The 22,013-nt window shown below is 56.5% G+C and carries 18 protein-coding genes; 12 read left to right on the forward strand and 6 right to left on the reverse strand.

Annotation, left to right across the window (positions count from 1 at the left end; all coding sequences use genetic code 11):
• The first annotated feature begins 2 nt into the window (after nt 1–2).
• Together AAY24_RS00685 and AAY24_RS00690 are read left to right on the forward strand one after the other, a co-directional pair.
• The gene (locus AAY24_RS00685; RefSeq protein ID WP_046858042.1) at nt 3–1,157 is read left to right on the forward strand and encodes an osmoprotectant NAGGN system M42 family peptidase; all 1,155 of its coding nucleotides are present in this window, start codon (nt 3–5) and stop codon (nt 1,155–1,157) included.
• A 201-nt stretch (nt 1,158–1,358) separates the two neighbouring features.
• The gene (locus tag AAY24_RS00690) at nt 1,359–2,366 is read left to right on the forward strand and encodes a zinc transporter ZntB (protein WP_052760969.1); all 1,008 of its coding nucleotides are present in this window, start codon (nt 1,359–1,361) and stop codon (nt 2,364–2,366) included.
• 45 nt (nt 2,367–2,411) lie between these two features.
• On the opposite strand, the gene prsT is transcribed toward AAY24_RS00690, so the two are convergent.
• The 5 genes from prsT to AAY24_RS00715 all read right to left on the reverse strand — a co-directional run bounded on the left by prsT (nt 2,412) and on the right by AAY24_RS00715 (nt 10,175).
• Complete coding sequence (gene prsT / locus AAY24_RS00695) at nt 2,412–5,171, reverse strand: XrtA/PEP-CTERM system TPR-repeat protein PrsT (protein ID WP_046858043.1); 2,760 nt, start codon at nt 5,169–5,171, stop codon at nt 2,412–2,414.
• Between the two features lie 204 nt (nt 5,172–5,375).
• On the reverse strand, nt 5,376–6,887 hold the full coding sequence (locus tag AAY24_RS00700; RefSeq protein WP_046858044.1) for a B12-binding domain-containing radical SAM protein: 1,512 nt from the start codon (nt 6,885–6,887) through the stop codon (nt 5,376–5,378).
• 7 nt (nt 6,888–6,894) lie between these two features.
• Nucleotides 6,895–7,620 (reverse strand): SDR family NAD(P)-dependent oxidoreductase, encoded by a 726-nt coding sequence (locus tag AAY24_RS00705; RefSeq protein WP_046858045.1) that lies wholly within the window; start codon nt 7,618–7,620, stop codon nt 6,895–6,897.
• 291 nt (nt 7,621–7,911) lie between these two features.
• Nucleotides 7,912–9,201: a serine/threonine-protein kinase gene (locus AAY24_RS00710; protein WP_046858046.1), complete on the reverse strand. Its 1,290-nt coding sequence runs from the start codon at nt 9,199–9,201 to the stop codon at nt 7,912–7,914.
• A gap of 53 nt (nt 9,202–9,254) precedes the next feature.
• Nucleotides 9,255–10,175, reverse strand: a complete 921-nt coding sequence (locus AAY24_RS00715; RefSeq protein ID WP_234422219.1) for a hypothetical protein — start codon at nt 10,173–10,175, stop codon at nt 9,255–9,257.
• Nucleotides 10,176–10,280: 105 nt separating this feature from the next.
• On the opposite strand from AAY24_RS00715, the gene AAY24_RS00720 reads away from it, so the two are divergent.
• From AAY24_RS00720 to hybE, 8 genes are all read left to right on the forward strand, one after another.
• Nucleotides 10,281–11,558: an acetyl-CoA hydrolase/transferase family protein gene (locus AAY24_RS00720; protein WP_046858048.1), complete on the forward strand. Its 1,278-nt coding sequence runs from the start codon at nt 10,281–10,283 to the stop codon at nt 11,556–11,558.
• A gap of 301 nt (nt 11,559–11,859) precedes the next feature.
• The gene (locus AAY24_RS00725) at nt 11,860–12,993 is read left to right on the forward strand and encodes a hydrogenase small subunit (protein WP_046858049.1); all 1,134 of its coding nucleotides are present in this window, start codon (nt 11,860–11,862) and stop codon (nt 12,991–12,993) included.
• A gap of 9 nt (nt 12,994–13,002) precedes the next feature.
• Entirely contained in the window at nt 13,003–13,974 is a 972-nt protein-coding gene (gene hybA, locus AAY24_RS00730) for a hydrogenase 2 operon protein HybA (RefSeq protein WP_046858050.1), read from the forward strand.
• A 32-nt stretch (nt 13,975–14,006) separates the two neighbouring features.
• On the forward strand, nt 14,007–15,146 hold the full coding sequence (gene hybB, locus AAY24_RS00735) for a Ni/Fe-hydrogenase cytochrome b subunit (RefSeq protein ID WP_046858051.1): 1,140 nt from the start codon (nt 14,007–14,009) through the stop codon (nt 15,144–15,146).
• Between the two features lie 36 nt (nt 15,147–15,182).
• Nucleotides 15,183–16,883 (forward strand): nickel-dependent hydrogenase large subunit, encoded by a 1,701-nt coding sequence (locus tag AAY24_RS00740; RefSeq protein ID WP_046858052.1) that lies wholly within the window; start codon nt 15,183–15,185, stop codon nt 16,881–16,883.
• Nucleotides 16,884–17,066: 183 nt separating this feature from the next.
• A complete protein-coding gene (locus AAY24_RS00745; RefSeq protein ID WP_046858053.1) occupies nt 17,067–17,606 on the forward strand; it encodes a HyaD/HybD family hydrogenase maturation endopeptidase in 540 nt (179 codons plus the stop codon).
• A gap of 21 nt (nt 17,607–17,627) precedes the next feature.
• A complete protein-coding gene (locus AAY24_RS00750; RefSeq protein WP_234422220.1) occupies nt 17,628–17,918 on the forward strand; it encodes a HypC/HybG/HupF family hydrogenase formation chaperone in 291 nt (96 codons plus the stop codon).
• 6 nt (nt 17,919–17,924) lie between these two features.
• Entirely contained in the window at nt 17,925–18,461 is a 537-nt protein-coding gene (gene hybE / locus AAY24_RS00755) for a [NiFe]-hydrogenase assembly chaperone HybE (RefSeq protein ID WP_052760970.1), read from the forward strand.
• A gap of 56 nt (nt 18,462–18,517) precedes the next feature.
• On the opposite strand, the gene AAY24_RS00760 is transcribed toward hybE, so the two are convergent.
• On the reverse strand, nt 18,518–19,303 hold the full coding sequence (locus tag AAY24_RS00760; protein WP_046858055.1) for a DUF2189 domain-containing protein: 786 nt from the start codon (nt 19,301–19,303) through the stop codon (nt 18,518–18,520).
• Between the two features lie 431 nt (nt 19,304–19,734).
• On the opposite strand from AAY24_RS00760, the gene AAY24_RS00765 reads away from it, so the two are divergent.
• Together AAY24_RS00765 and AAY24_RS19055 are read left to right on the forward strand one after the other, a co-directional pair.
• A complete protein-coding gene (locus AAY24_RS00765; protein WP_046858056.1) occupies nt 19,735–20,235 on the forward strand; it encodes a POTRA domain-containing protein in 501 nt (166 codons plus the stop codon).
• Between the two features lie 775 nt (nt 20,236–21,010).
• Nucleotides 21,011–21,658: a hypothetical protein gene (locus AAY24_RS19055; RefSeq protein WP_199930438.1), complete on the forward strand. Its 648-nt coding sequence runs from the start codon at nt 21,011–21,013 to the stop codon at nt 21,656–21,658.
• Nucleotides 21,659–22,013: the final 355 nt, after the last annotated feature.

The raw sequence follows: 22,013 nt of genomic DNA on the forward strand, positions 1-22,013 counted from the left end.
CCATGAGAGTGCTTGATATCGACCGCACCTATCTGCGGGAAACCCTGCTGGAACTTCTCCAGGTACCCAGTCCCACTGGCATGACGGATACCGTGGTGCAGCTGGTGTGTCAGAAGCTGGAGGCGATCGGGGTAGAGTATGAACTGACCCGTCGCGGCGCTATCAGGGCCAATCTGACCGGTAAGGTTCACTCACCGGACCGGGCTATCGCGGCCCACCTGGATACTTTGGGTGCGATGGTGAAAAACCTCAAGTCGAATGGCCGCCTGGAGGTGGTGTCGGTGGGGACCTGGCCGGCTCGCTCCGCCGAAGGTGCCCGGGTAACCCTGTATATCGACAAGGGGATACAGTACCGGGGTACCCTGTTGCCGCTGAAGGCATCCGGCCATGTATTTGGCAAGCAAGTGGATACCCAGGAGGCGAGCTGGCAGAACCTGGAACTGCGTCTGGACGAGGTGGTACACAGTCACAGTGATCTGGAACAGCTGGGCATCCATCCTGGGGATATGATCTCCATCGATCCCAATCCCGAGTTTCTCAGCAACGGCTTCTGGGTATCCCGTTTTCTTGATGACAAAGTGGGGGTGGCGGCGGTGCTGGCGGCGGCCAAGGCGATCTGTGATGCCGGTGTACCCCTGCCGATGGATTGCCACCTGCTGTTCACTATCTCAGAAGAGACCGGTGTCGGAGCCTCCCACATCCTGCATGGGGATGTGGCCGAGCTGCTGGCGGTGGACAACGGTACCATCGCGCCGGGACAGAACACCTCCGAGTACGGTGTTACCATCGCCATGCAGGACTCCAGTGGTCCATTCGACTGGTACCTGACCCGGCGATTGATCTCACTCTGCCAGACCTGCGGTATCGAGCACAGCCGGGATGTTTTTCGTTACTACCGCAGCGATTCGGCGGCCGCGGTGGAGGCGGGTAATGACATCCGTACCGGGCTGATCTGTTTCGCCCTGGATGCCTCCCACGGCCATGAACGAACCCATGAAAAGTCGGCCCTGGCGGTGGCCCGCCTGCTTGCCATGTATATGCAGAGCGATCAGTTGTTCGAACGGGATGAACGGCCACTGGGGCCGCTGCAAGATTTCCCGTCTGACCCTGCCGACTGGGATGACGACTTAAGTGTGAACAAAGCACCGCAGGAGTAGCCATCACGGCTGGCAGGAAAATGACCGCTGGGATGCTGCTAGCCCGCCTGTGATTACCGCATAAAGCGTCCCCGTCCCGCTTTGGTGGCGTTTTCCCGCCGGAGGGAATCCGGCCCATCTCAGGCTCTCCCTGGGGAGCTATACTAAACGGCAGTGCCGTACTGTTGTATGGCGTGCTGGAACGGCCGGGCGGCGACGCAAATGATGAGCAGACTTTTTGAACAGGGAGCACCGGTTGAGCTGGACGGGCTCACCGATGCCTGGTTACTTGATGGTAAGGGCGGTGGAGAGCGTTTAGGCGGCGCGCAGGTGGCAAACTGTGAACCGATGGACGGTCAGTGGCTCTGGATGCATCTCGATTATTCCCGGCCCGCCGTACAGGCGTGGATGTACCGCTACAGCCAGCTGCATGAACTCACGGTGGAGGCGCTACTGCAGGCGGAAACCCGCCCCCGCTGTGTAGTGGCTGACAACGGTCTGCTGATTTTTCTGCGCGGAGTCAATCTCAATCCCGGGGCGGACCCGGAGGATATGGTCAGCCTGCGTATCTGGATGGGCGAGGGACGCATCTACACGTTGGGTTTGCGCCATCTGTTGTCCCTGGATGATCTGCGGGAGCTGATGGCCCGTGGCACCGGTCCCGAAGGGCAGGGTGATTTTCTGGTGATGCTGGTAAACCTGCTGCTGGACCGGGTCGGCAGGGTGATTGATGACCTGTACGACCGGGTGGATGAACTTGAAGAGTCGGTGTTGACTGTCTCCGGACACGAGCAGCGGGGGGAACTGGCCAGTATTCGCCGACAGGCCATCACCCTGCGCCGCTTCCTGGCGCCACAGCGGGAAGCGCTGAATCGCCTGGCGGCGGAACGGAGCGCCCTGTTTTCCAATGAACACCATCTCTATCTGCGGGAGGCTTCTGACCGTCTGACCCGCTTCGTGGAGGATCTGGATGCGGCACGGGAGCGGGCCGGCGTGGTGCATGAGTCGCTGGTCAGCAACCTGACTGAACAGACTAATAACCGTATGTATATTCTTTCGGTGATCGCGGCTGTCTTTCTGCCGCTCTCCTTTGTGACCGGTCTGCTGGGGATCAATGTGGGGGGGATTCCCGGTGCTGAAAGTTCCCTGGGATTTTTCCTGGTGGTGCTGGGGATGCTGCTGCTGGCGGTGGGGCTGCTCGGCTTTTTCCGTTGGCGACGCTGGTTCTGATGGGCTATCGGCCCCCCTGGCCCGGAGCGGGCCAGGGGGATCTGTTTAGCGAGCCGCTTCCAGCAGTTCTCTGGCCGATTTCGCCAGTTCGCTCTTGTCATCCAGAGCAATGGCCCGGTTCAGGATAGTTTTCGCCTCCGCCTGTTTACCCAACTTGTGCAGGGCGTAGCCCAGGTGGTAGGCGATCTCCTGGTTCTTTGGGCTCAACTCCGCCGCCTGTTTCAGTATTTGCGATCCTTCGCTCAGCTCGCCGCGCTGTACCAGTATCCAGCCGTAGGTATCCACAATCTCCGGTCGGGTGGGTGCCAGTTCGTAAGCCTGTTTGCCCAGCTCCATCGCCTTGCTGTCATTCCGGGTGGAGTAGATCCAGGCCAGGTTGTTCAGCACCACCGCCTGGTTGGCGTCGCGCTGCAGCACCTTTTCATAGGTCTCAATGGCGGCATCCTCTTCTCCCTGGGCCAGTAGCATGCTGCCAAGACTGATCTGTGTCTGCAGGTCATCCGGGTGCTTTTCTATCCATGTCCTTAACAGGTTCAGACCACGTCCGGCATCACCGGCCTGTACATACTGGCGTGCCAGCATATTCGTCAGCCGTTGACTGGGCTGTATCTGGTGGGCCTTCTCAAGCAGGGGAATCGATTTTTCCGTGTCGCCCTGTACTGCGTAGACCGTGCCTTCAAATTCATAGCCAGGTGCTTTGTCTGGCAGCGCCTGCTGGATTAGCCTGGCCTGGGTCAGGGCCTGTTCATGGTTGCCGGCGCTCAACTCCAGTCCGAACAGACCCATGAGAGCGGGAATGAATCCCGGTTGCTCCTGTAACGCCTGCTGATAGCTCTTTCGGGCCGCGTCCGGCTGATCGGCCGCCTGTTGGGCATTCGCCAGCAGGCGCAGGGATTCCGCACTTTTTTGCCGGGCTGTCACCTGCCTGAACGTGTTGACCGCGTTGATTGGGTCACCGGCGGCGAACTGGGCTTTGCCATGCAGAGTCAGCACGGCTGGATTGTCCGGGAAGTCGGCAGAGAGCTGGCTGGTCATGCGCAGGGCCTTGAGCGGCTGCTCCTCATCCAGGTAGGCCATGGCGGAAATCATGCCGGGACGGGCCGTTTTCGGTTCGCCGTGATAGGCCTGCTCCAGCAGTTCATGCATCCGGTTGCTGTCGCCCTGGCGCCTGGCCAGGTCCGCCAGTCCCATCAGGGCGGTGGCATTTTTGGGGGATTTTTTCAGGACATTTTTGTAATGGGATTCGGCCAGTGCCGTATCCTCCTTCTGCAGTGCCAGGCGTGCCAGATTGGCTTCTGCAGTGACGAACTTGGGATCAATCTCCAGGGCCTTTTTGAAACGTTGTTCCGCCTGTTCCAGGTCGCCAGACATCAGGTAGGACATGCCTGTCAGATTATAGCCGACCGGATTGTCCGGCAATCTCTTTTCCAGTGCCTGGCTCGCCTCCAGTGCCTTGGCGTAATCCTTTTCTCTCAGGTGGGAGAGTACCAGCAGCACGTCTGCCTGGACGAAGTCCTGGTCCATGCCAATGGTATTTTCAAGCTGGCTGATGGCCTCACTGTTCTTGCCCTGGGCCATCAGCCCGAGCGCTAACTGGGTACGGTAGGCGGCCAGATCGGGGGAGATTTCGATCGCCTGACTCATCAGGTTTGAGCCCTCTTCGAAACGGCCGGTCTGCATATAGGCGGTTCCCAGCATGGCCATCAGTTGGGCGTCGCCAGGATGCTGTTCGAGGGCCGGCTCCAGCAGTTTTACCACGTCATCAAACTGTTTCAGCTTGTGCAGTATCGAGGCCATCAGGCGGACGGTTGGCAACAGGTTCGGTGCTCGCTTCAGTACCTGGGAGAGGTAGTCATGGGCGGACTCCAGGTTGCCCTTGTAGTAGTTCACCGAGCCCAGCAGATTCTGGATCACCAGGTTGTTCGGATCGGCGTTCAGGGCGCTCTGTAGCAAGGTATCGGCTTTGTCCAGATCCTTGTCCAGCAGTGCGACGGTACCGGAGATCTGCAGCAGTTTCGGATGGCCCGGCACCAAGGTTTCCAGGGTCGCTACATCCGTTCTGACTTTTTCCAGCTCCCCCTGGGCCAGGTTGATCTGTGCCCGGCCAAGCAGGGCCCTGACACTGTTCGGTTGCAGTTCGATAGCCCGGTTGAAGTCGGCGAGTGCCGATTCCTGCTCTCCTTCCTGCAACTTGAGTTCGCCCCGTACCTCCAGGGCGGTGCTGTTGTCGGGATAGGCGCTGATCAGTTTCTCCAGGCCCTCCGTTGCTTCGTTGCGGCGGTTGTCAGAAATGTTGGTCAGGATCAGGCCGAGCATGGATGCCTGGGACTCCGGATCGAGACTGCCGGCCTTACCGTACGCGTCACGGGCATCCTGGTACTGGCGCAGACCGAAGTGGGCATCGCCGCGGATCAGCCATCTTTTCACCTGCTCTTCTGACGGCGCGTCATCTCCGGTCTGGATCAGGTCGAGTATCTCCTGATATTTACGCTGCATCAGGTAGGCCCTGGCCAGATTCATCTCCCAGTAACTGCTGGCGGCGTTCAGATCTTTTGCCCGGCTGAACTCCTTTTCAGCGGAAGCGCCATCACCGGCCTTCAGGTAGATCTCCCCCAGCATCAGGCGGGCCTCGATGTTGGTGGGGTTCTCCTGCAGGGCATTTTTCAACTGGATAACGGCGGATTTTGCTTCGCCCTTCTCCAGGTACGCTTTCGCATCCTGGATATAGCTATCGGTGTCCGCTGCGTTGAGTAGTGAGGTACTGAGCAGCAGTGCGCAGGCAGTAAGGTTACGTAATGATTTCATGGGTCGACATTCCTTTTTTTGTCTGTGCCGATCAATTTTGCGGTTATCGGATCCGGGGATGTGTGCTGTCTGAGCGGGGACCTGCCATCGACTGGTAAATATCGGCGAAGCTACTGACGCTGCCATTATACACGGATTGGCAGTGTCCATACTGCCGGGTAAGGAGGTGTCGGAAGCAACAGTCTGCATGGCCCATGGCGGTTTCTAGCGATGTCTTGCCTGACGACTGGCAAGGCGACTGGTCGGTGCTGCCGCGCTGCTCTCCGTTCCGCCCTGATCGCGCAGGAAACCCGGCCGTCCCTTGATGCCTGAGCAATTGAAATCGGCCTCGAGCGCCGGGACAACACTCCCCGGAGACAGGCCGAGTGGCCCGGTGAGACCGTCATATATCAGTTGGAACAGCCGCTTCAGGGCAATCCGGTGAACCTGGCCGGTGGTGGCGAACAGCCAGTCACTCAGTTGCATAAAGCGCTCAAAGGGTTGATCTGCCAATACCAGCGGCAGGCTCTGTTGGAAGCGGCCGGAGTTGGCAATCATCTCCCAGTAACGGGCAAACCGGTTGAGCCGCTGCATAGTGGGAAAATTGATCCGGTCTGTGCTCAATACGTTGTACGGGGCGGCCGGGTTGTAACGCATACGGAACGGTTCGCTGTGGCGGATAATGGGAGAGCCTTTAAGCCGTTTCAGTACGCCCACCTGGATTTCATGGGGAGCGAGGGCGGCCAGCTGATTGAAACTGTCGGCGAAGCTGGTCATGTCTTCACCGGGCAGGCCGATGATCAGATCAGCATGGAGGTGGGCCCGGGTCTCGTTGCGCAGCCACTGCAGATTGGCCCGGCTCCTGGTGTTGTCCTGCTTGCGGCTGATAATCCGCTGCACCTCGGGATTGAAACTCTGGATGCCGATCTCCAGTTGCAGGGTGCCGGCCGGAAAGCGCTGCAGGACCGCCTTCAGCCGTTCCGGCAGGTGATCCGGTATCACCTCAAAATGGAGGAACAGCTGCTCGTCCAGACGGGCCAGGAAAAACTCCAGCAGCGCAACGCTCTGGGCCGGGTTGAGATTGAAGGTGCGATCGACAAACTTGAAGTGCCTGACGCCACGTTGATAGAGCTGCTCCAGGGCCGCCATGAAACGCTCCCGCTCAAACGGCACGGCGGTTCGGTCCAGGGCCGAGAGGCAGAATTCACACTTGAACGGACAGCCGCGGGAGGCCTCCACATAGATCAGCCGCTGGGCAATGTCCTGGTCGGTGTACCAGGCGTAGGGCAGTTGCAACTGGTCCAGCGGCGGTGGCGGCGCTTCGGTCACTTTCTGGATCGGCCGTTCACCCTGTAACAGCTGTTGGCAGAGTTGGGCAAAGGCGAGGTCTCCCTGGCCGGTAATCAGGTAATCCGCCAGCGCCACGATCTCCTGATCCTGCCACTCGTGGCTCACCTCCGGTCCACCCAACACGACGATAGTCTCCGGACTGACCTGTTTCAGCAGGGCCACCAGCTGCCGGCAGCGCTCCGCATTCCAGATATAGACCCCGAGGCCGATGATGCGCGGTTGATCCGCCAGCAACTGTTCCGCCACATCGATTGGCCAGGGATCGATGGTGAACTCCCGGATCACTGCCCGGGGCTGCAGTTCACCCAGGTTGGCATACAGGTAACGCAGCCCCAGCGAAGCGTGTATATGCTTGGCGTTCAGGGTGGTTAGGATGATCTCCGGCATCGATGGGTCAGTGCTGGTTCAGCGTGCGGATGTCCGCAAAGCTGCCGCTGGGCAGTTCCTTAAGCCCCGGGATGGTATCGGCGATCAGTTTTCCCGCCTGGTAGGGATCGGGCATCGCCGGGGTGTTCCGGGCGGCGCGCAGTTTGCCGACCGAGGGGAACTGCTCCTCATCCACCTGGGACGGGTCACACAACACATCCTGCATGGCGGTATCCACCAGGCCCGGCGCCAGTGCAGTGAGATGGGTGTGGGGAAATTCATGGGCATAGAGCTGGGTCAGCATGTTCAGGGTCGCCTTGGAGAGGGCGTAGGCGCCCCAGCCCCGATTGCCGTTGATGGCGGCCCCGGAGGAGATCAGCACGATCTGGTCGATGCGGATACCCGATCTCAGCAGCCAGTCCAGCAGTACCTTGTTGGACCAGACATTGGCGTCCATCACCCGCTGGATGTCCTCCAGGCTGGTATCCACCATATCCTGCACTTTGCCCAAGATGCCGGCATTGAGGATCACCACATCCAGGTGACTGATGCCCATCAGCAGCTTCTCCAGGATCTTTGGCACCATGTCGAAATCGGTCAGATCGCAGCGCATATCCTTCAGTTTGATGTTGGTCAGATCGGAGACGCCACGCCGGCTTAGGCCGTACACCTCCCAGTCCTTCTCCAGATAGACCTCGGTGAGGCCATGGCCCAGTCCGCTGCTGTTACCTGTGATCAATACTGTTCTGCTCATCTGTTTAATCCATATCCGGTTAGTGTTTTAACATTGAGTGCCGCGTGGAGCGGTGGAGAATGGAACCTGCTTCACCACGCCGACAGTAAGATACTGCGGGGAGTATGACATTCATCCCTTCCGCCTGTGAAGTTGCCTTTTCCGCCAGGCTTTTCCATTCTGGCGGGATGATGGCCGTGGTGTGATGCAGCCGTCATACAGAAAGCGTTGGTAGGCGTCAGATGCCTGGGAATTTTGGGGTGATCCGGTGGGCAATGGACAGCAAGGTCGGGCTGTTCAATGGCTTTCTCCTTATAGTGCCGAGGCCATCACGGAGGTTTTTTCCAGGCGATCAGCCAGGGTGCGCATCAACACCTTGTCAAACTTGGTCTGCAGCTGGGTGGATGCCTGTTGCAGTGACTCGGTGCGGATCTTGATCACCGTCACCGGCAGATTGCTCACCACACTGGCGCTGCGGGGTTTTTTCCTGCCGTGAATATAGGCCATCTCGCCGAAGCAGTGACCCGTCTCGATCAGCCCCAGAAAGGCATCATTTTTCATAATCCTGGCGTTGCCGGAGGCGAGTATGAAGATGGATCCGCCGATCTTGCCTTCGTCAATCAGGGTTCTGTTGGCCTGAAACCGCCGCCATTTGCTGATACGCAGAACTTCCCAGAGCTCCACGTCAGTAAAATGGTTGAAGAAGTGCAGGGTTTTCAGGATGTTGAATTTCCGGGTGTCCGACACGACGGTATTGGTCGCCGGTTCCAACTGCTCATGCACCGTGGCCAGATCGCAGGCCAGATCCGCCCAGCTGCTGTAGCGATCCTCCGCCCGTTTGCAGAGGCAGCGCTCAACGATCCGCAGGATTCCCGCCGGAATGCCCCCCCGCACTTCCTGCAGTGGCGTTGGCGGGCTGTTGGAGATCTTCTGTATCAGGTCATACTGGTTTTCAGCAGTAAACGGTAACCTGCCGCTCAGCAGCTGGTACATGACCACGCCGAGGGAGTAGATATCCGCCTGTTGGCTCAGTTCATGGCCCATGATCTGTTCGGGGGACATATAGCTGGGCGTACCCACCGCGTCCACCACTTGGGTCAGTTCAGAATCGGCCAGCAGGGCGGTTCCGAAGTCGGTCAGCTTGATGTCGGTGCCGCCGCTGGTCAGCAGATTGGCGGGCTTGATGTCCCGGTGAATCAGCCCGTGGACAAAGGCATACTCCAGGGCGTTACAGCACTTGAAAATGATCTCCACCACATCGTCCAGGGGAAGCAGATTCTCCGGTTTGGTGTACTGCTTGAGGGTGTGGCCCTCGATATACTCCATGACGATATAGTGCATATCCTTTTCGGTCCCGGCGTCGAACACCGAGACGATATAAGGATGGCGTAGCTTGCCCGCCAGACTCGCTTCATTGATAAACATCTTTTTGAAGCGGGCGCCGTTGGTCGGGTCATTGAAGATATTCTGATGGGCGATCTTGATCGCCACTTCCTGATTTGAGAAGGGATCCTGGGCCAGATAGACCGAGGCGGTTGCCCCTTTCCCCAGCAGTTTGCGGATCTGGAACTTACCAATCGTGGTGCGCGTTAAATCGTCCATGACCGGTATCTCCGGTGGTGTATTCACAAGATTGCGAGTCCCAGGCGGTTGGTTTATTTATCTGACCAGGTCAGTTCAAAGTACTGGCACTGCTCCAGAAACGCTCCGGTGCTCTTGGGCATGGGTACCCTGGCCCCTGAAAGATAAGTGATAAGTTGAGTCCCGGCGGTGATCAGTTTCACGCCTTGGTCAATATGTCGTTGTCTTTCCTTGCTGGCCCGCATCGGCAAGTCGCTGACAAACTCTTCCACCTGCTCCCGCGAGGCAACAAATTCCGGCCAGACACTGAACAGGGCCTTGTCCTGCTTGATCAGTTCTATCTGCTGCTTGGCTGCCCGACTGTAGTTGCGAATGAAGGGGACCGCCGGGCCGAATATCTCGTCGTCGGTGAAGGTCTCCACCATATGGGTGGTGATGCGATCGATATCCTTCATCGACTGGGCGATTTTTCGATAACGCGACTCGAAGAGCTGGTCAAGGGGGTGGGAGAAGGCCTTGAACGGTTCGCCCCAGAGTTCATCAATACCCTCGTGACCGCTGTAGTGCTTCACCAGTTTGCCCAGTTCCAGCGCTTCCTTGAAGCAGTCCCCACAACGGATCATCAGTTCATTGTCGGGATTGACCTTGACCCCCTTGGCCTCCAGGTCAACGATGGCGTTAAAGATATCCGAGGCCCGATTGAACAGGGCGCCGGCCAGCATGGCGCCGTTCACCCGCTTGCGGGCCGGATCCTGCTGCTGCTCATAGGCTTCGCGCGCCTCTTCGAGCCGTTCGCCCGGTGTGTTGATCCCGCTCTCGGTATGGTGGAAAGCGCGCCGGGTCAGGTCGTCAATCAGTTTTTTCCGATTGGCGAGGGTATTTTCCGGGGTGGGATAGTAGCGGATCCAGTAACCGTCGTAGAAGACGCACTCTTTGTCCGCAATAATACGACGGGTACCATTCTCAGGATTGTTACTCATTCTTACGTCTGACATTGTTCAACCTAATCGGCCGCCAACCGGAAGTAGAATCGTTTTCTCCACAGGCCGTAAGGGTAAATTTTACGCTTAAAAATCGATGCAGGGAATCAGGTAATTGAGATGAAACAGCATAAAAATGCACATCAGGCACTTGCCGCAGTGGAATCGGGACAGCGGGTGTTCGTGCACGGGGCAGCTGCGACGCCGACACGGTTGATCGAAGGGCTGGTTTCCCATGCCGAACGGCTCCGGAATGTGGAGATCATGCATCTGCATACTTTTGGCGATCCGGCTTACGCCCGGGCCGATTATGCGGACAGTTTTCGTGTCGCCAACCTGTTCGTCGGCGGTAACATGCGGGCTTTCTACGATGGCGATCGGGTTGACTATCTACCGTGTCTGTTGTCGGAAATTCCGGCGCTGTTTCGTTCCGGTCAACGTCCTATCGATGTGGCGCTGGTGCATCTCTCGCCACCGGATGCCCACGGATTCTGTACCCTGGGCTGCAGCGTCGATGTGGCGCTGGAGGCGGTATACGCGGCCCGTACTGTGATTGCCCAGATCAATCCCCAAATGCCCCGGGTACACGGGGATGGCTTTGTGCATATCTCCCAGATCGATCATGCCATTGAGGTGGATGACCCCATCCCGGCGGTGCCCCGGGCGGTGCTGGGTGACGTGGAACAGGCCATCGGGCGTCATGCGGCCACGCTGATCGAAGATGGCGCGACTCTGCAGATGGGTATTGGCGCCATACCCGACGCGGTGCTGGCCGCCCTGCACGGGCATCGCCATCTGGGGATACATACCGAGATGTGGTCGGATGGTCTGCTGGATCTGATCGAGAATGGCGCGGTGGATAATTCGCGCAAGAAGAGCCATCGGGGCAAGACGGTGTCAGGTTTTGTCATGGGTTCAAAGCGGGTCTATGAATTTATTGATGACAATCCGTCCGTCATCCAGGCCCGCATCGACTGGGTTAACGCGCCCCATGAGATTGCCAAAAATCCCCGCGTCACAGCCATCAATTCGGCAATTGAAGTGGATCTGACCGGTCAGGTGTGTGCGGACTCCATCGGCCATCGCATCATCTCCGGGGTGGGCGGGCAGATGGATTTCATCCGGGGCGCGTCCCTGTCGCCCGGAGGTAAACCGATAATCGCTCTGCCCAGTCGAACTAAAACTGGGCTGTCCCGTATCGTCTCCACCATCAAGCCGGGTGGCGGTATCGTCACCACCCGCTCCCATGTCCACTACGTAGTTACGGAGCACGGTGTGGCGAATCTCTATGGACGTACCCTGAATGAGCGGGCCGAAGCGCTGATCGCCATTGCTCACCCGGATGACCGGGAAATGCTTGCTCGGGAGTGGCATGGGCTGCGGGCGGCACGGGGTTGACAGGAGTGCAATGTCTGTTTCCAGTCCCTGGTTAGGGAATAGTAGGACTTTAGAGAAAGGAGATCGACATGAAAAGAAACTTAACGATAAGTTAATAAAAGTGAAATAGAACCTTCCAATTTTTCCATCTGATATATGTCAGACAATGCGCTAAGCAGTTGAGTGCCCGATTGAAACTTTTCCATACCACTTTCATGGCATGGAAATTGTACTGCCTCCTGAAATAAGAAACCTGAAGCTGGCGGGAGTACCGGCTACAGAGTTAGTCACCTTCCAGCACTGATAACTGAGGCAGGGGTTAATGAACGAAGAGCGCAAATTTGAGCTACTCGAAAAGAGACTGGGTGTGTCACGTCGGGACTTTATGAAGTTCTGTACCGGTGTGGCGGCGACCATGGGGCTGACAACCAGTGATGCCATGGCGATGGCCGAGGCGGTGGCCACCCCCCAGGCACGACCGCCGGTAATCTGGCTACATGGTCAGGAGTGTACGGGCTGTACCGAGTCCCTGCTGCGCTCTGAGCATCCCACCCTGGAGAGCCTGATCCTGGATCTGATCTCACTGGATTACCATGAGACCCTGGCGGCCGCCGCCGGGCACCAGGTGGAGGCAGCCAAGCAGGCTTCGATGGAGGCCAACAAGGGCAAGTATCTGCTGGTGATTGAGGGTGCCACGCCGGTGAAAGATGGTGGCATCTACTGCAAGATCGGTGGCAAGACCATGCTGGATCATGTGAAGGAGGCTGCTGATGGCGCGGCCGCCATTGTCGCTATCGGCTCCTGTGCGTCCTGGGGTGGTATCCCCTCCAGCGGCATCAATCCCACCGAGGCCAAGGGGGCACCGGATATACTTACAGACAAGACCGTGGTGACTATCCCCGGTTGTCCGCCCAACCCCTATAACTTCCTCTCCACCGTGCTGCACTTCGTTACTTTCGGCAAGCTGCCGGCGCTGGACCATCTGAATCGGCCCAAGTTCGCCTATGGTCGGCTGATTCACGAGAACTGCGAGCGGCGCCCACATTTCGACGCCGGTCGTTTTGCACTGGAGTTTGGTGATGAGGGACACCGCAAGGGGTACTGCCTGTACAAGCTCGGGTGCAAAGGCCCCGAGACCTATGCCAACTGCCCGGCTGTGGAGTTCGGCGATGTGGGTGGCGGTGCCTGGCCAGTGGGTGTGGGTCACCCCTGCTTCGGTTGTACCGAGCAGGGTGTGGGCTTTACCAAGGGGATCCACCAGTTGGCTGATGTGAAGACCCATACGCCGCCGAATGCCTTCCCCTATGTCAATGATCGCCCGGGTGCCAGAAATGCCACTCCGGCTGCTGCCGCCCTGGTGGGTGGCGTGATCGGTGCCGTGGTCGGGGCAACTGCTATGGCAGCCAGGAAACTGGGCAGCAGCGAGCAGGCCGATGGCGACGACAGCCAGTCCTAGGGGGGCGTGATGAAACGTAGAGATTTTATCAAAGCTGCTGCGGGTGGTGCCGCAGCGCTCTGCGGTGCTGGCAGTGTCGAGGCCCGACCGAATAAAGAACCGCTGGAGAATGCCGTTGGCATACTCTATGACGCGACCCTCTGTGTCGGCTGCAAGGCCTGTGTGCGGGCCTGCAAGGAGATTAATGATCTGCCGCCGGTGACCCAGGGCGAAGAGGTGCAGTACGACGCCTCCCGCGGCGTCACCGGTGCCACCTACAACGTGATCAAGGTGTATAAGAACGGCACCTCGGAAGTGAAGGATCGAGAGATCGACGGCTTTTCGTTTGCCAAGAAGAGTTGCATGCACTGTGTCGATCCCGGTTGCGTCTCCAGTTGTCCGGTTTCCGCCATGACCAAGCACCCGGTGACCGGTATTGTGCAGTACAACCCGGATACCTGTATCGGTTGCCGCAACTGCATGGTGGCCTGTCCCTTCAACATTCCCCAGTATGAATTTCACGACCCCAGGGGGCAGATCCAGAAATGTTTCTTCTGTAACCAGGCGGGCGTTGATCGGATCTCCCAGGGACTGTTGCCCGGTTGTGTCGATGTCTGTCCCACCGGTGCGACCCTGTTCGGCACCCGCAAGGATCTGCTGGCCGAAGCGAAACGGCGACTTGCTGCCAAACCGGGCGAGACGCTCACCTATCCCCGGGGTCGTGTCACCGATCAGGTGCATACCCATGAGAAAGCCGCGCCGGAATACCAGCAGCACATTTATGGCGAGCACGAAGTGGGTGGTACTCAAGTGATGCATATCGCTGGCGTACCACTGAAAAAGCTCGGTATGCCGGAACTGCCTGAGCGCTCCTATGCTTCCATTGCAGAAGGGGTTCAGCACACGCTTTACAAGGGCATGATCGCGCCGGCGATCGCCCTGGCGGGGTTGGCCTACGTGGTCAAGCGTAACACCAGTCAATCGGACCAGGATGATGAGTAAGCATCCCGGACTCAAACCAATAGAGGTGAACCATGAGTGAACATCAACCGGTGGAAGGTAAGATTTTTACCCTGCCATTCATGTTCCTGGGTGTGCTGGCTGCCATCGGGCTCTATTTCCTCGGTGTACGATTCATTGACGGAATGGGAGCGGTAGCCAATATCAATTCAGGTTATCCCTGGGGTATCTGGGTCGTCTACGACGTGGTGGTGGGCACGGCCCTGGCCTGTGGCGGTTACGCCCTGGCCTTTGTTATCTACGTGCTGAACAAAGGGAAATACCATCCGCTGATCCGACCGGCCATCCTGGCCAGTCTGTTTGGTTATGCCCTGGGCGGTTTTGGTGCCTTTTTCGATATGGGACGCTACTGGCAGTTCTATAACATCGCCATGCCGTCCAACTGGAACTTCAACTCGGTCATGCTGGAGGTGGGGCTCTGTGTGATCACCTACATCTTCGTGCTGTTTATCGAGTTTGCCCCCACCGTGCTGGAGACCATCGGAGCCAAAAAGGCGTTGCGCTGGTTGAACAAGGTTCTGTTCTTTTTCATCGCCCTGGGTGTGTTGCTGCCAACTATGCACCAGTCCTCCCTGGGTTCTCTGCTGATCATCATGGGCGCCAAGGTGCATCCGCTCTGGCAGTCGCTACAGTGGCTGCCACTGATGGCACTGTTGTCTGCCCTTACCATGGGTTTCTCCATTGTCATTTTTGAAGCGTCGTTCTCTGCGGTTGGATTCAATCGGCGGCCCGAGACCCCACTGCTGGCCCGTCTGAGCAAAGCGATTATCTGGCTTATCTCAGTTTTCCTGATAGTGCGTCTGACCGAACTGGTGTTGCGTGACAAACTGGGTTTTGTCTTTGCCGGTGATCTGGCCGGCAACATGTTCCTGCTGGAACTGGCGCTGTTTGTCTTCCCGTTGCTGGTGATGCTCTTTCGGGGGCGCCGTGATAATGCCCGCCTGCTGCTGCTCGCCGCGGTGTCGCTGCTGTTCGGTGGTGCTCTGTACCGTTTCAATGCGTTCCTGATTACCTACGATCCCGGCCCCGGTTACAGCTACTTCCCGTCGGTCCCCGAGATCATGGTGACCGTGGGCATTGTGGCGATTGAAATCATGGCCTATCTGGTCTTCGTTAAGAAACTGCCCGTTCTGCACTCTGCTGAACACGCGTAAGGCAGAACAGACATTCCTTAAGTAGGAGAAAATATTGTGGCTACTCGTATAACTGTTGATCCCGTCACCCGCATCGAAGGACACCTGCGTATCGATGTCGAGGTTGAGGATGGCAAGGTCAGTAATGCCTGGTCCTCCGGCCAGATGTGGCGGGGTATCGAGAAGATCCTGGTAGGTCGTGATCCGCGTGATGCCTGGGTTTTTACCCAGCGTATCTGCGGTGTCTGCACTACCGTGCATGCCCTGGCCTCGGTGCGAGCGGTAGAGAATGCGCTGGACCTGGAAGTTCCGCTGAACGCCCAGTTTGTGCGTAACCTGATTGTCTCCGCCCAGGCGGTACATGATCATATTGTGCATTTCTATCATCTGTCCGCGCTGGATTGGGTGGACGTGGTATCGGCCCTGGAGGCCGATCCCAAGGCCACTGCCAAACTGGCGGAGAGTCTCTCCTCCTGGGGCAGCAATGGTCCACACGAGATGCAGGCGGTCAAGGATAAACTGGCGTCGTTTGTATCCAGTGGACAGCTGGGTCCATTTGCCAACGGTTACTGGGGCCATCCGGCCATGAAGCTGTCGCCGGAAGTTAATCTGCTGGCGGTTGCCCACTATCTGCAGGCGCTGGAAGTGCAGCGTTACGCGAACAAGATCGTCACCATCCTGGGCGGCAAGACTCCCCATATCCAGAATCTGGCGGTGGGCGGTGTCTCCAACTCCATCAACCTGGACAGCCAGTCGACCCTGAACATGGAACGCTTGCTGGCGATCAAGGGCTGGATCGACAAGCTGGCCGATTTCGTACACAACGTCTATCTGGTGGATGTGCCGGCGATCGGCGCCTTCTACCTCGACTGGGCCGGTTACGGTCAGGGCGTTACCGACTACCTGTCGGTTCCGGATATGCCGATCGATACCAAGGGTACCCGGTTTGCCCTGCCGGGTGGGGTGATTACCGGTGGTGATCTGAGTACCTTTAAACCGATCACCAGCTACCAGGACGCCCTGTTCCGGGACGGGGTGAAAGAGAGCTCCAAGCACGCCTGGTACGAAGGCGACGCTGCACTGCATCCGTGGGAGGGGGAGACCGAACCCCAGTACACCGACTTCCAGGATGAGGGTCAGTACTCCTGGATCAAATCCCCGACCTTCTATGGTAAGCCGGCCCAGGTCGGTCCGCTGGCTAATGTGCTCTGTATGGTGGCGGCCGGCAATGAATCCGCCAACAAACATCTGAATACGGCCATGAGCACCCTGAATACCGTAGCGGGAGAAGAGATACCGCTGGCGGCACTGCACTCCACCATCGGCCGGCATGCGGCCCGTGCGGTACGCACGGCGGTGATGCTGGACAACATGAGCGAGCAGTGGAACATGCTGGTGGAGAACATCGGCAAGGGCGATACCGACACCTTCAACCAGCCGGTCTTCCCCAAGGGCGAAATCAAGGGTTTTGGTTTCCACGAGGCGCCGCGCGGTGTGCTCTCACACTGGGTGGTGATCAACGATGGCAAGATCAAAAACTACCAGTGCGTAGTACCCAGTACCTGGAACGCCGGTCCACGCAATGAGAATGACGCCATGGGTCCCTACGAAGCTTCGCTGATGGGTAACCCGGTAGCCGATCCCGAGCAGCCGTTGGAAGTGCTGCGCACCGTGCACTCGTTTGATCCCTGTATCGCCTGTGCCATTCATTTGGCGGATACCGAGCAGCAGGAGATTATCAAGGTCAAGGCGCTCTGAGCATCAATTTATCTACCACCCGAATCACTCCTGTTATCCTCCCTTTCCTCCCCCTGCCATGGGGGGGAGGCTTTTTTTCGGAGTGAAGTTGCACGGTTGGTTCACGGGGCGATCGAGTTATGTATATAGCTGGTGTTCCGAATCGGTTCAATGCGAGCCCTTTCCTGACGAGGTGAAGAGAAGATGAGCGTGGCATTGATAGGTCTGGGAAACGTCCTGCTCTCCGATGAAGGAGTGGGGGTTCGCGCCGTTGAACTACTGGTACAGCGGTATAGTCTGCCGGAGTCTGTTGAGGTGATCGATGGGGGCACTTCCGCCATGGATCTGCTGAACCCACTGAGCAATAATCGACAGGTAATTATCGCCGATGCGGTAAAGACCGGTGCACCACCCTGCACCCTGGTGCGGCTGGCGGATGAGGAGATACCCAAATTTTTCCAGACCAAGATATCGCCCCATCAACTCGGCCTGTCCGATCTGCTGGCACTACTGACGGTACAGGGTGAGGCCCCGGAGAAGATCACCATTATCGGCATGGTTCCCGAATCCCTTCGCACCTGCGTAGGCCTCACGGATGGAGTGAGTGCCAAAATGGATGAGATGGTGGAGATGCTGGTGGATGAATTGCGTTCACTTGGCATTGAGCCAAAACTCAGGCAGGATGGAAATCAGGGCTTCTGGGCGGAAGCGGGACAGGCAAGCCAACAGGTAATGGTCAGGTAAAACATGTGTATCGGAATTCCAATGCAGGTGATAGAGCAGCGTGATCTGATGGCGCTGTGTCGTGGACGCGGGCGCGAGGAGATGGTCAATACCATGCTGATCGGTCCCCAGGAGCCGGGCACCTGGATTCTCAATTTCATCGGTTCCGCCCGGGAAGTGCTCAGCGAAGCAGAGGCAAAACAGACCAATGACGCTCTGGATGCGCTGGAGCAGATCATGAACAGTGACGGGGAAGTGGATGTGGATACCTATTTTGCCGACCTGGCTGATCCTAACCGTAAGCCCGGCAGCTTTCCTGGCGATCAGGGTTGATCGATCGTGACCTGTCCGGCGTTTTTTACCACTGCACCCGCTGACCAGATTACCCAGGCATTTCGTCAGATCGAACAGAACCAGATGCGGGGCCTGCCGGTCTGCAATGCGAAGCTCACCACCGAAGTAGTGGGATTGCGCCGGTTTGACCAGTACTGGCTCGGGGTGCTGATCACCCCCTGGACCCTGCAACTGATTCTGCTGCCGGCCACCGACCGGGCAGAAAACCTGCCGGAGGGGGCATGCCGGACAATGCAGTTTCCCCAGGGGGAGATTGTATTCATGGCTTCCGATAACCCCGATCTGGGGACCTACCTGGCCTGTTCCCTGATGTCCCCACTGCATGACTACCCCTCTCAAGCGGTTATCCGGAATACGGCTGAAGAGGTGATGTCACTGCTGTTCCAGTCAGCTGAAACCCAACCGCAGGGCGAGTCGGTCAAGGTGGCCATGCCGGGCAGACTGGATGTGGAGCGGGAGGCAAAAACTGGCGAGAAAAAAACCGCCACTCGGCGCGAGTTTCTGCGTGGGATGATGGGTTAGGAGTTCCCGATCTGTCTGTTCAGGCAACTGCTGGTCCGGGTTGTTGTCAGCCGGGACTACCGCCTGATCATATCTCTGTAAGCGTGCCAGGAGGCATGTGCCACAACCGGAAACCCTATGGCAAGCCCGACGTAAAGCGTCAGAAAACCCGCCATGATTACCAATACGATCAGCCCCGCCCAGGCCAGCAGGGGCACCAGGTTAAAGCGAAACGCCTGGTAACTGATGCGCATGGCGCTCATCACATCCACATCCTCCCGATCCAGCAACAACGGCACGGACACCACGCTGATGGAGAACACTCCCACAGCGAAGCAGCCACCAACCAGGGTCCCGACCGCCAACATGGGCTGGTTTTCCAGTGAAAACAGGTAAGGAAGGGCGTTTTCCAGATTGGGTGTAAACCCTCTACTCATCAACATGAAAATCAGACTGGCAGTGAGAAACCAGGCGACGAAACAGATCGCCATGGCAGCACCCATGGTACTGACAGCGAAGCTGTGATCACGGATGGCCCGCCATGTGTGCAGGATATTTGCAGGTTCACCCAGTTCGTTACGGCGGCTGATCTCGTACAGACCCAGGCCAAGCGCCGGTGCCACCAGGAAAAATCCTCCGAGCAGCACGGGTATCAGGTAGAACAGCCCGGACAGCACCGTGACCAGGGTCACCAGGTAGCTGATGATGGTGATCAGTGCGCCGTAGCCGATACTGGTTGCCGGTGTCTGCTTGAGATCCTGCCAGCCCGCCACCAACCAGCGCCAGGGGTGTTCACTGGTAATCTCCTCAACCTGGACGAGTTTCCGATGGTTGGCATAGGTGCTCAATATTGTGTGACTCATGGCTTACCTCCAGTTGAAAGGGTTGGCACTGGAAAGATGCATGGCGCCTGGCCTGAGTATAGCAGCGCTCGTTCGGGCCAATGGCTTAGCTGGCGATGGAAGCGGGGCCCTTCCAGGACTGCATTCAGGCAGGTGAGCCCAGTGGATGGCCGGAAAACAGGGCCTGTCGGAGAAGTTGAATCTGTTTCGCATTTTTGCGACTGATTTTGTGAGGGTTATCAGGGGAAGAAATAAAAACCTTTACTTAATAGGGTTTATGAATATAATTCATCTTACTCAGAGTGTTGACGGATCAATACTGCATTGAGCCATCCGTCTTAACCCAAACCCCGTTCGCTCTTAGATCTCACAATATTCTTTACTTATCCGCTCCCGTTGCTGTGCTTTGGGTTTGGAATCGTGCGGATTTTGTCGGAATCAGGAGGATTCTGGTGTCTGGTATTCGTATCATTTGGCATCTGAGATTGTCACTTCCCGTTTTGGGGCTGATCAGCCTGACCGCGGCTGCTGACCCTGTCACTACAACGTCGTTTGCCCAGGAAGAGCTACATCAGCAGCAGCGTCGTGAGGCCCTGGAAACACGTCTGCAGCCAGAGCCACCAGAGATCCGCCGGCGCTCTGTCAGACGCAAAAAGGTTATCCACTTTCCCCTGGAGTCACCCTGTTTCCCCATCTCCACTGTAGATCTGGACGGTGGGAATCGTCGCATCCAGCGATTGGTAGAAAAATTGCGGCAACGGGCGGTAGGAAAATGCCTGGGTACCCGGGGCATTCATCTGTTGATGACCCACATGCAGAATCTGTTGATTGATGCCGGCCTGATAACCACCCGGGTACTGGCTCCCAGCCAGGAACTCACCGATGGTGTGCTGCGGCTGGTAATAGTGACGGGTAAAGTCGGTGATATCCGGCTTGCTGAAGCGAGCAATTAATCGGCAGGCGGGTGGTGGTATTCGATTGGCAGAATAAAAAATATGGCGATGATCATTGATTCTTTTCAGATCAACAAATAGTTAAGCACCTACTTTTCATGGCTAATATGGGACTACCAGTATGAGTGATAAACGGGATGATGGTCATCGCATTTTAAGAATGCAGCATAAGCACGGTGTTTTGACCTATGTTTATTTGTTGTCGAGTATAAGCCTGCTTCTGATGTCATGTGCGAAATCGTTTCAGCCAGTAGCTCCCAGTTATATGTTTTGGTCAAAACCTGGCAAGAGTGAATTGGACGTTAAGAAGGCTATGTTAGAGTGTGGTAAACCTTCTCCTGATCCAACTATTGAAATGTATCGGCTAGCATACGGTTTATATGATGATGAACGATTAAATTATTATATAACGACGAATAAATGTATGGAGCTATCTGGATATACTAGTAAACATGTTAGTTCGTACGAAAGTTGTATGAGATATCCAGAGAGAAGGTATTTATCGTCCTGCCAGCCCGGTGCGAAGATTCCGAAACCCAGCATAGAACGAAGATTGAACAGCTGGTACTGCAAGCTAAAAACGGACTATCAATATTGTCTCAAGCATGCAGTTAACCCCCCTGCATGTAATCCGGAAGGGTATAAAAATCCCCCGCCGGAGTGTTTGCCATAATGGGTCCTTTATATCCTCGCTACGGCTACAAATTACATTAAGTGCACTGCTACCTCCGGAAGTATGGAATACTCTATTAATAGCTATAGGTAAGGAAGGCTTATGAGGGGTGTAAAGCAGTTTTCTTATTGTCTAAGTGCGGCTCTATTGAATGGGTGCGTATCTCAGTATGAAATATTTTATGATTCTATTAAATGGGACCCGGAAGAACTATCGACGGCAGAGTGCCCGTTATTGACTGGAAAATATGCAGGAGACAGAAGATTTTTTACGTCTGTGTTACCAACGACTAAGGACGAAGCGCCATTTGTGCGGGCCCCAAAATATGGAGGGCAACTGATTCCAAGGTCAAAACTCATATTGGAACGTCCATACCCTGTGCAACGGGAACTAGCACGAAATTCTTCAACAGAGGATAAAACTATTGGAAAAGGTATTGCTCCCGCCCGTATTTCAAGGCACATATACGAAAAAGAGTTAGAACAGTTTTTTTCCACTGCATTCATTGAGATAGAACAATTACCATCATTAATAACGGTTAGTCTGTTATCTGGCAATACTATATACCGCAAAGTACAGCTGGATCTTGGGCAATCCGGGGTCGGGTGCATGGACGGAGTACTTTATATCCGCTTTGCGGACGCAAGTGGCGGCAGTGAAGGAGGTCTAGGAATAGCAGGAATGACGGAGAGACGTTTGGTCAAACTAGCAGATGGTGAAATACAGTTTGATGAAATCATGCAGGCATGATCATTCAGCCCCTGGACAGGAATCGTAGGAAATAGTATGGACAAGCGTCAAACTATCATTTTTGATCCAGTTACACTTTAAGACTGTATGTAGTACGCATTGGGTATACTGATAACTATGTGCTTTTATGAGTAACGCGAACTCAATTACCAAGTGCAACTCGACAGAGTTGGTTAGAGGGCAAGTAGCGGTAGCATAGATAGCTTCCCCCACCAACCAAAGTTAGAGGAGCACCATGTACATGCAGCTTGTACAGGAGAGCAATACCAGATTTAGGAACAGATGAAAGCAGGTCACAATCAAACAGAGATAGCCGAGATATTAGTGTGCTATAAATCCACCGTCAGCCGTGAAC

The organism is Sedimenticola thiotaurini, from assembly GCF_001007875.1.
In the GTDB taxonomy this organism is placed as follows: Bacteria; Pseudomonadota; Gammaproteobacteria; order Chromatiales; family Chromatiaceae; genus Sedimenticola; species Sedimenticola thiotaurini.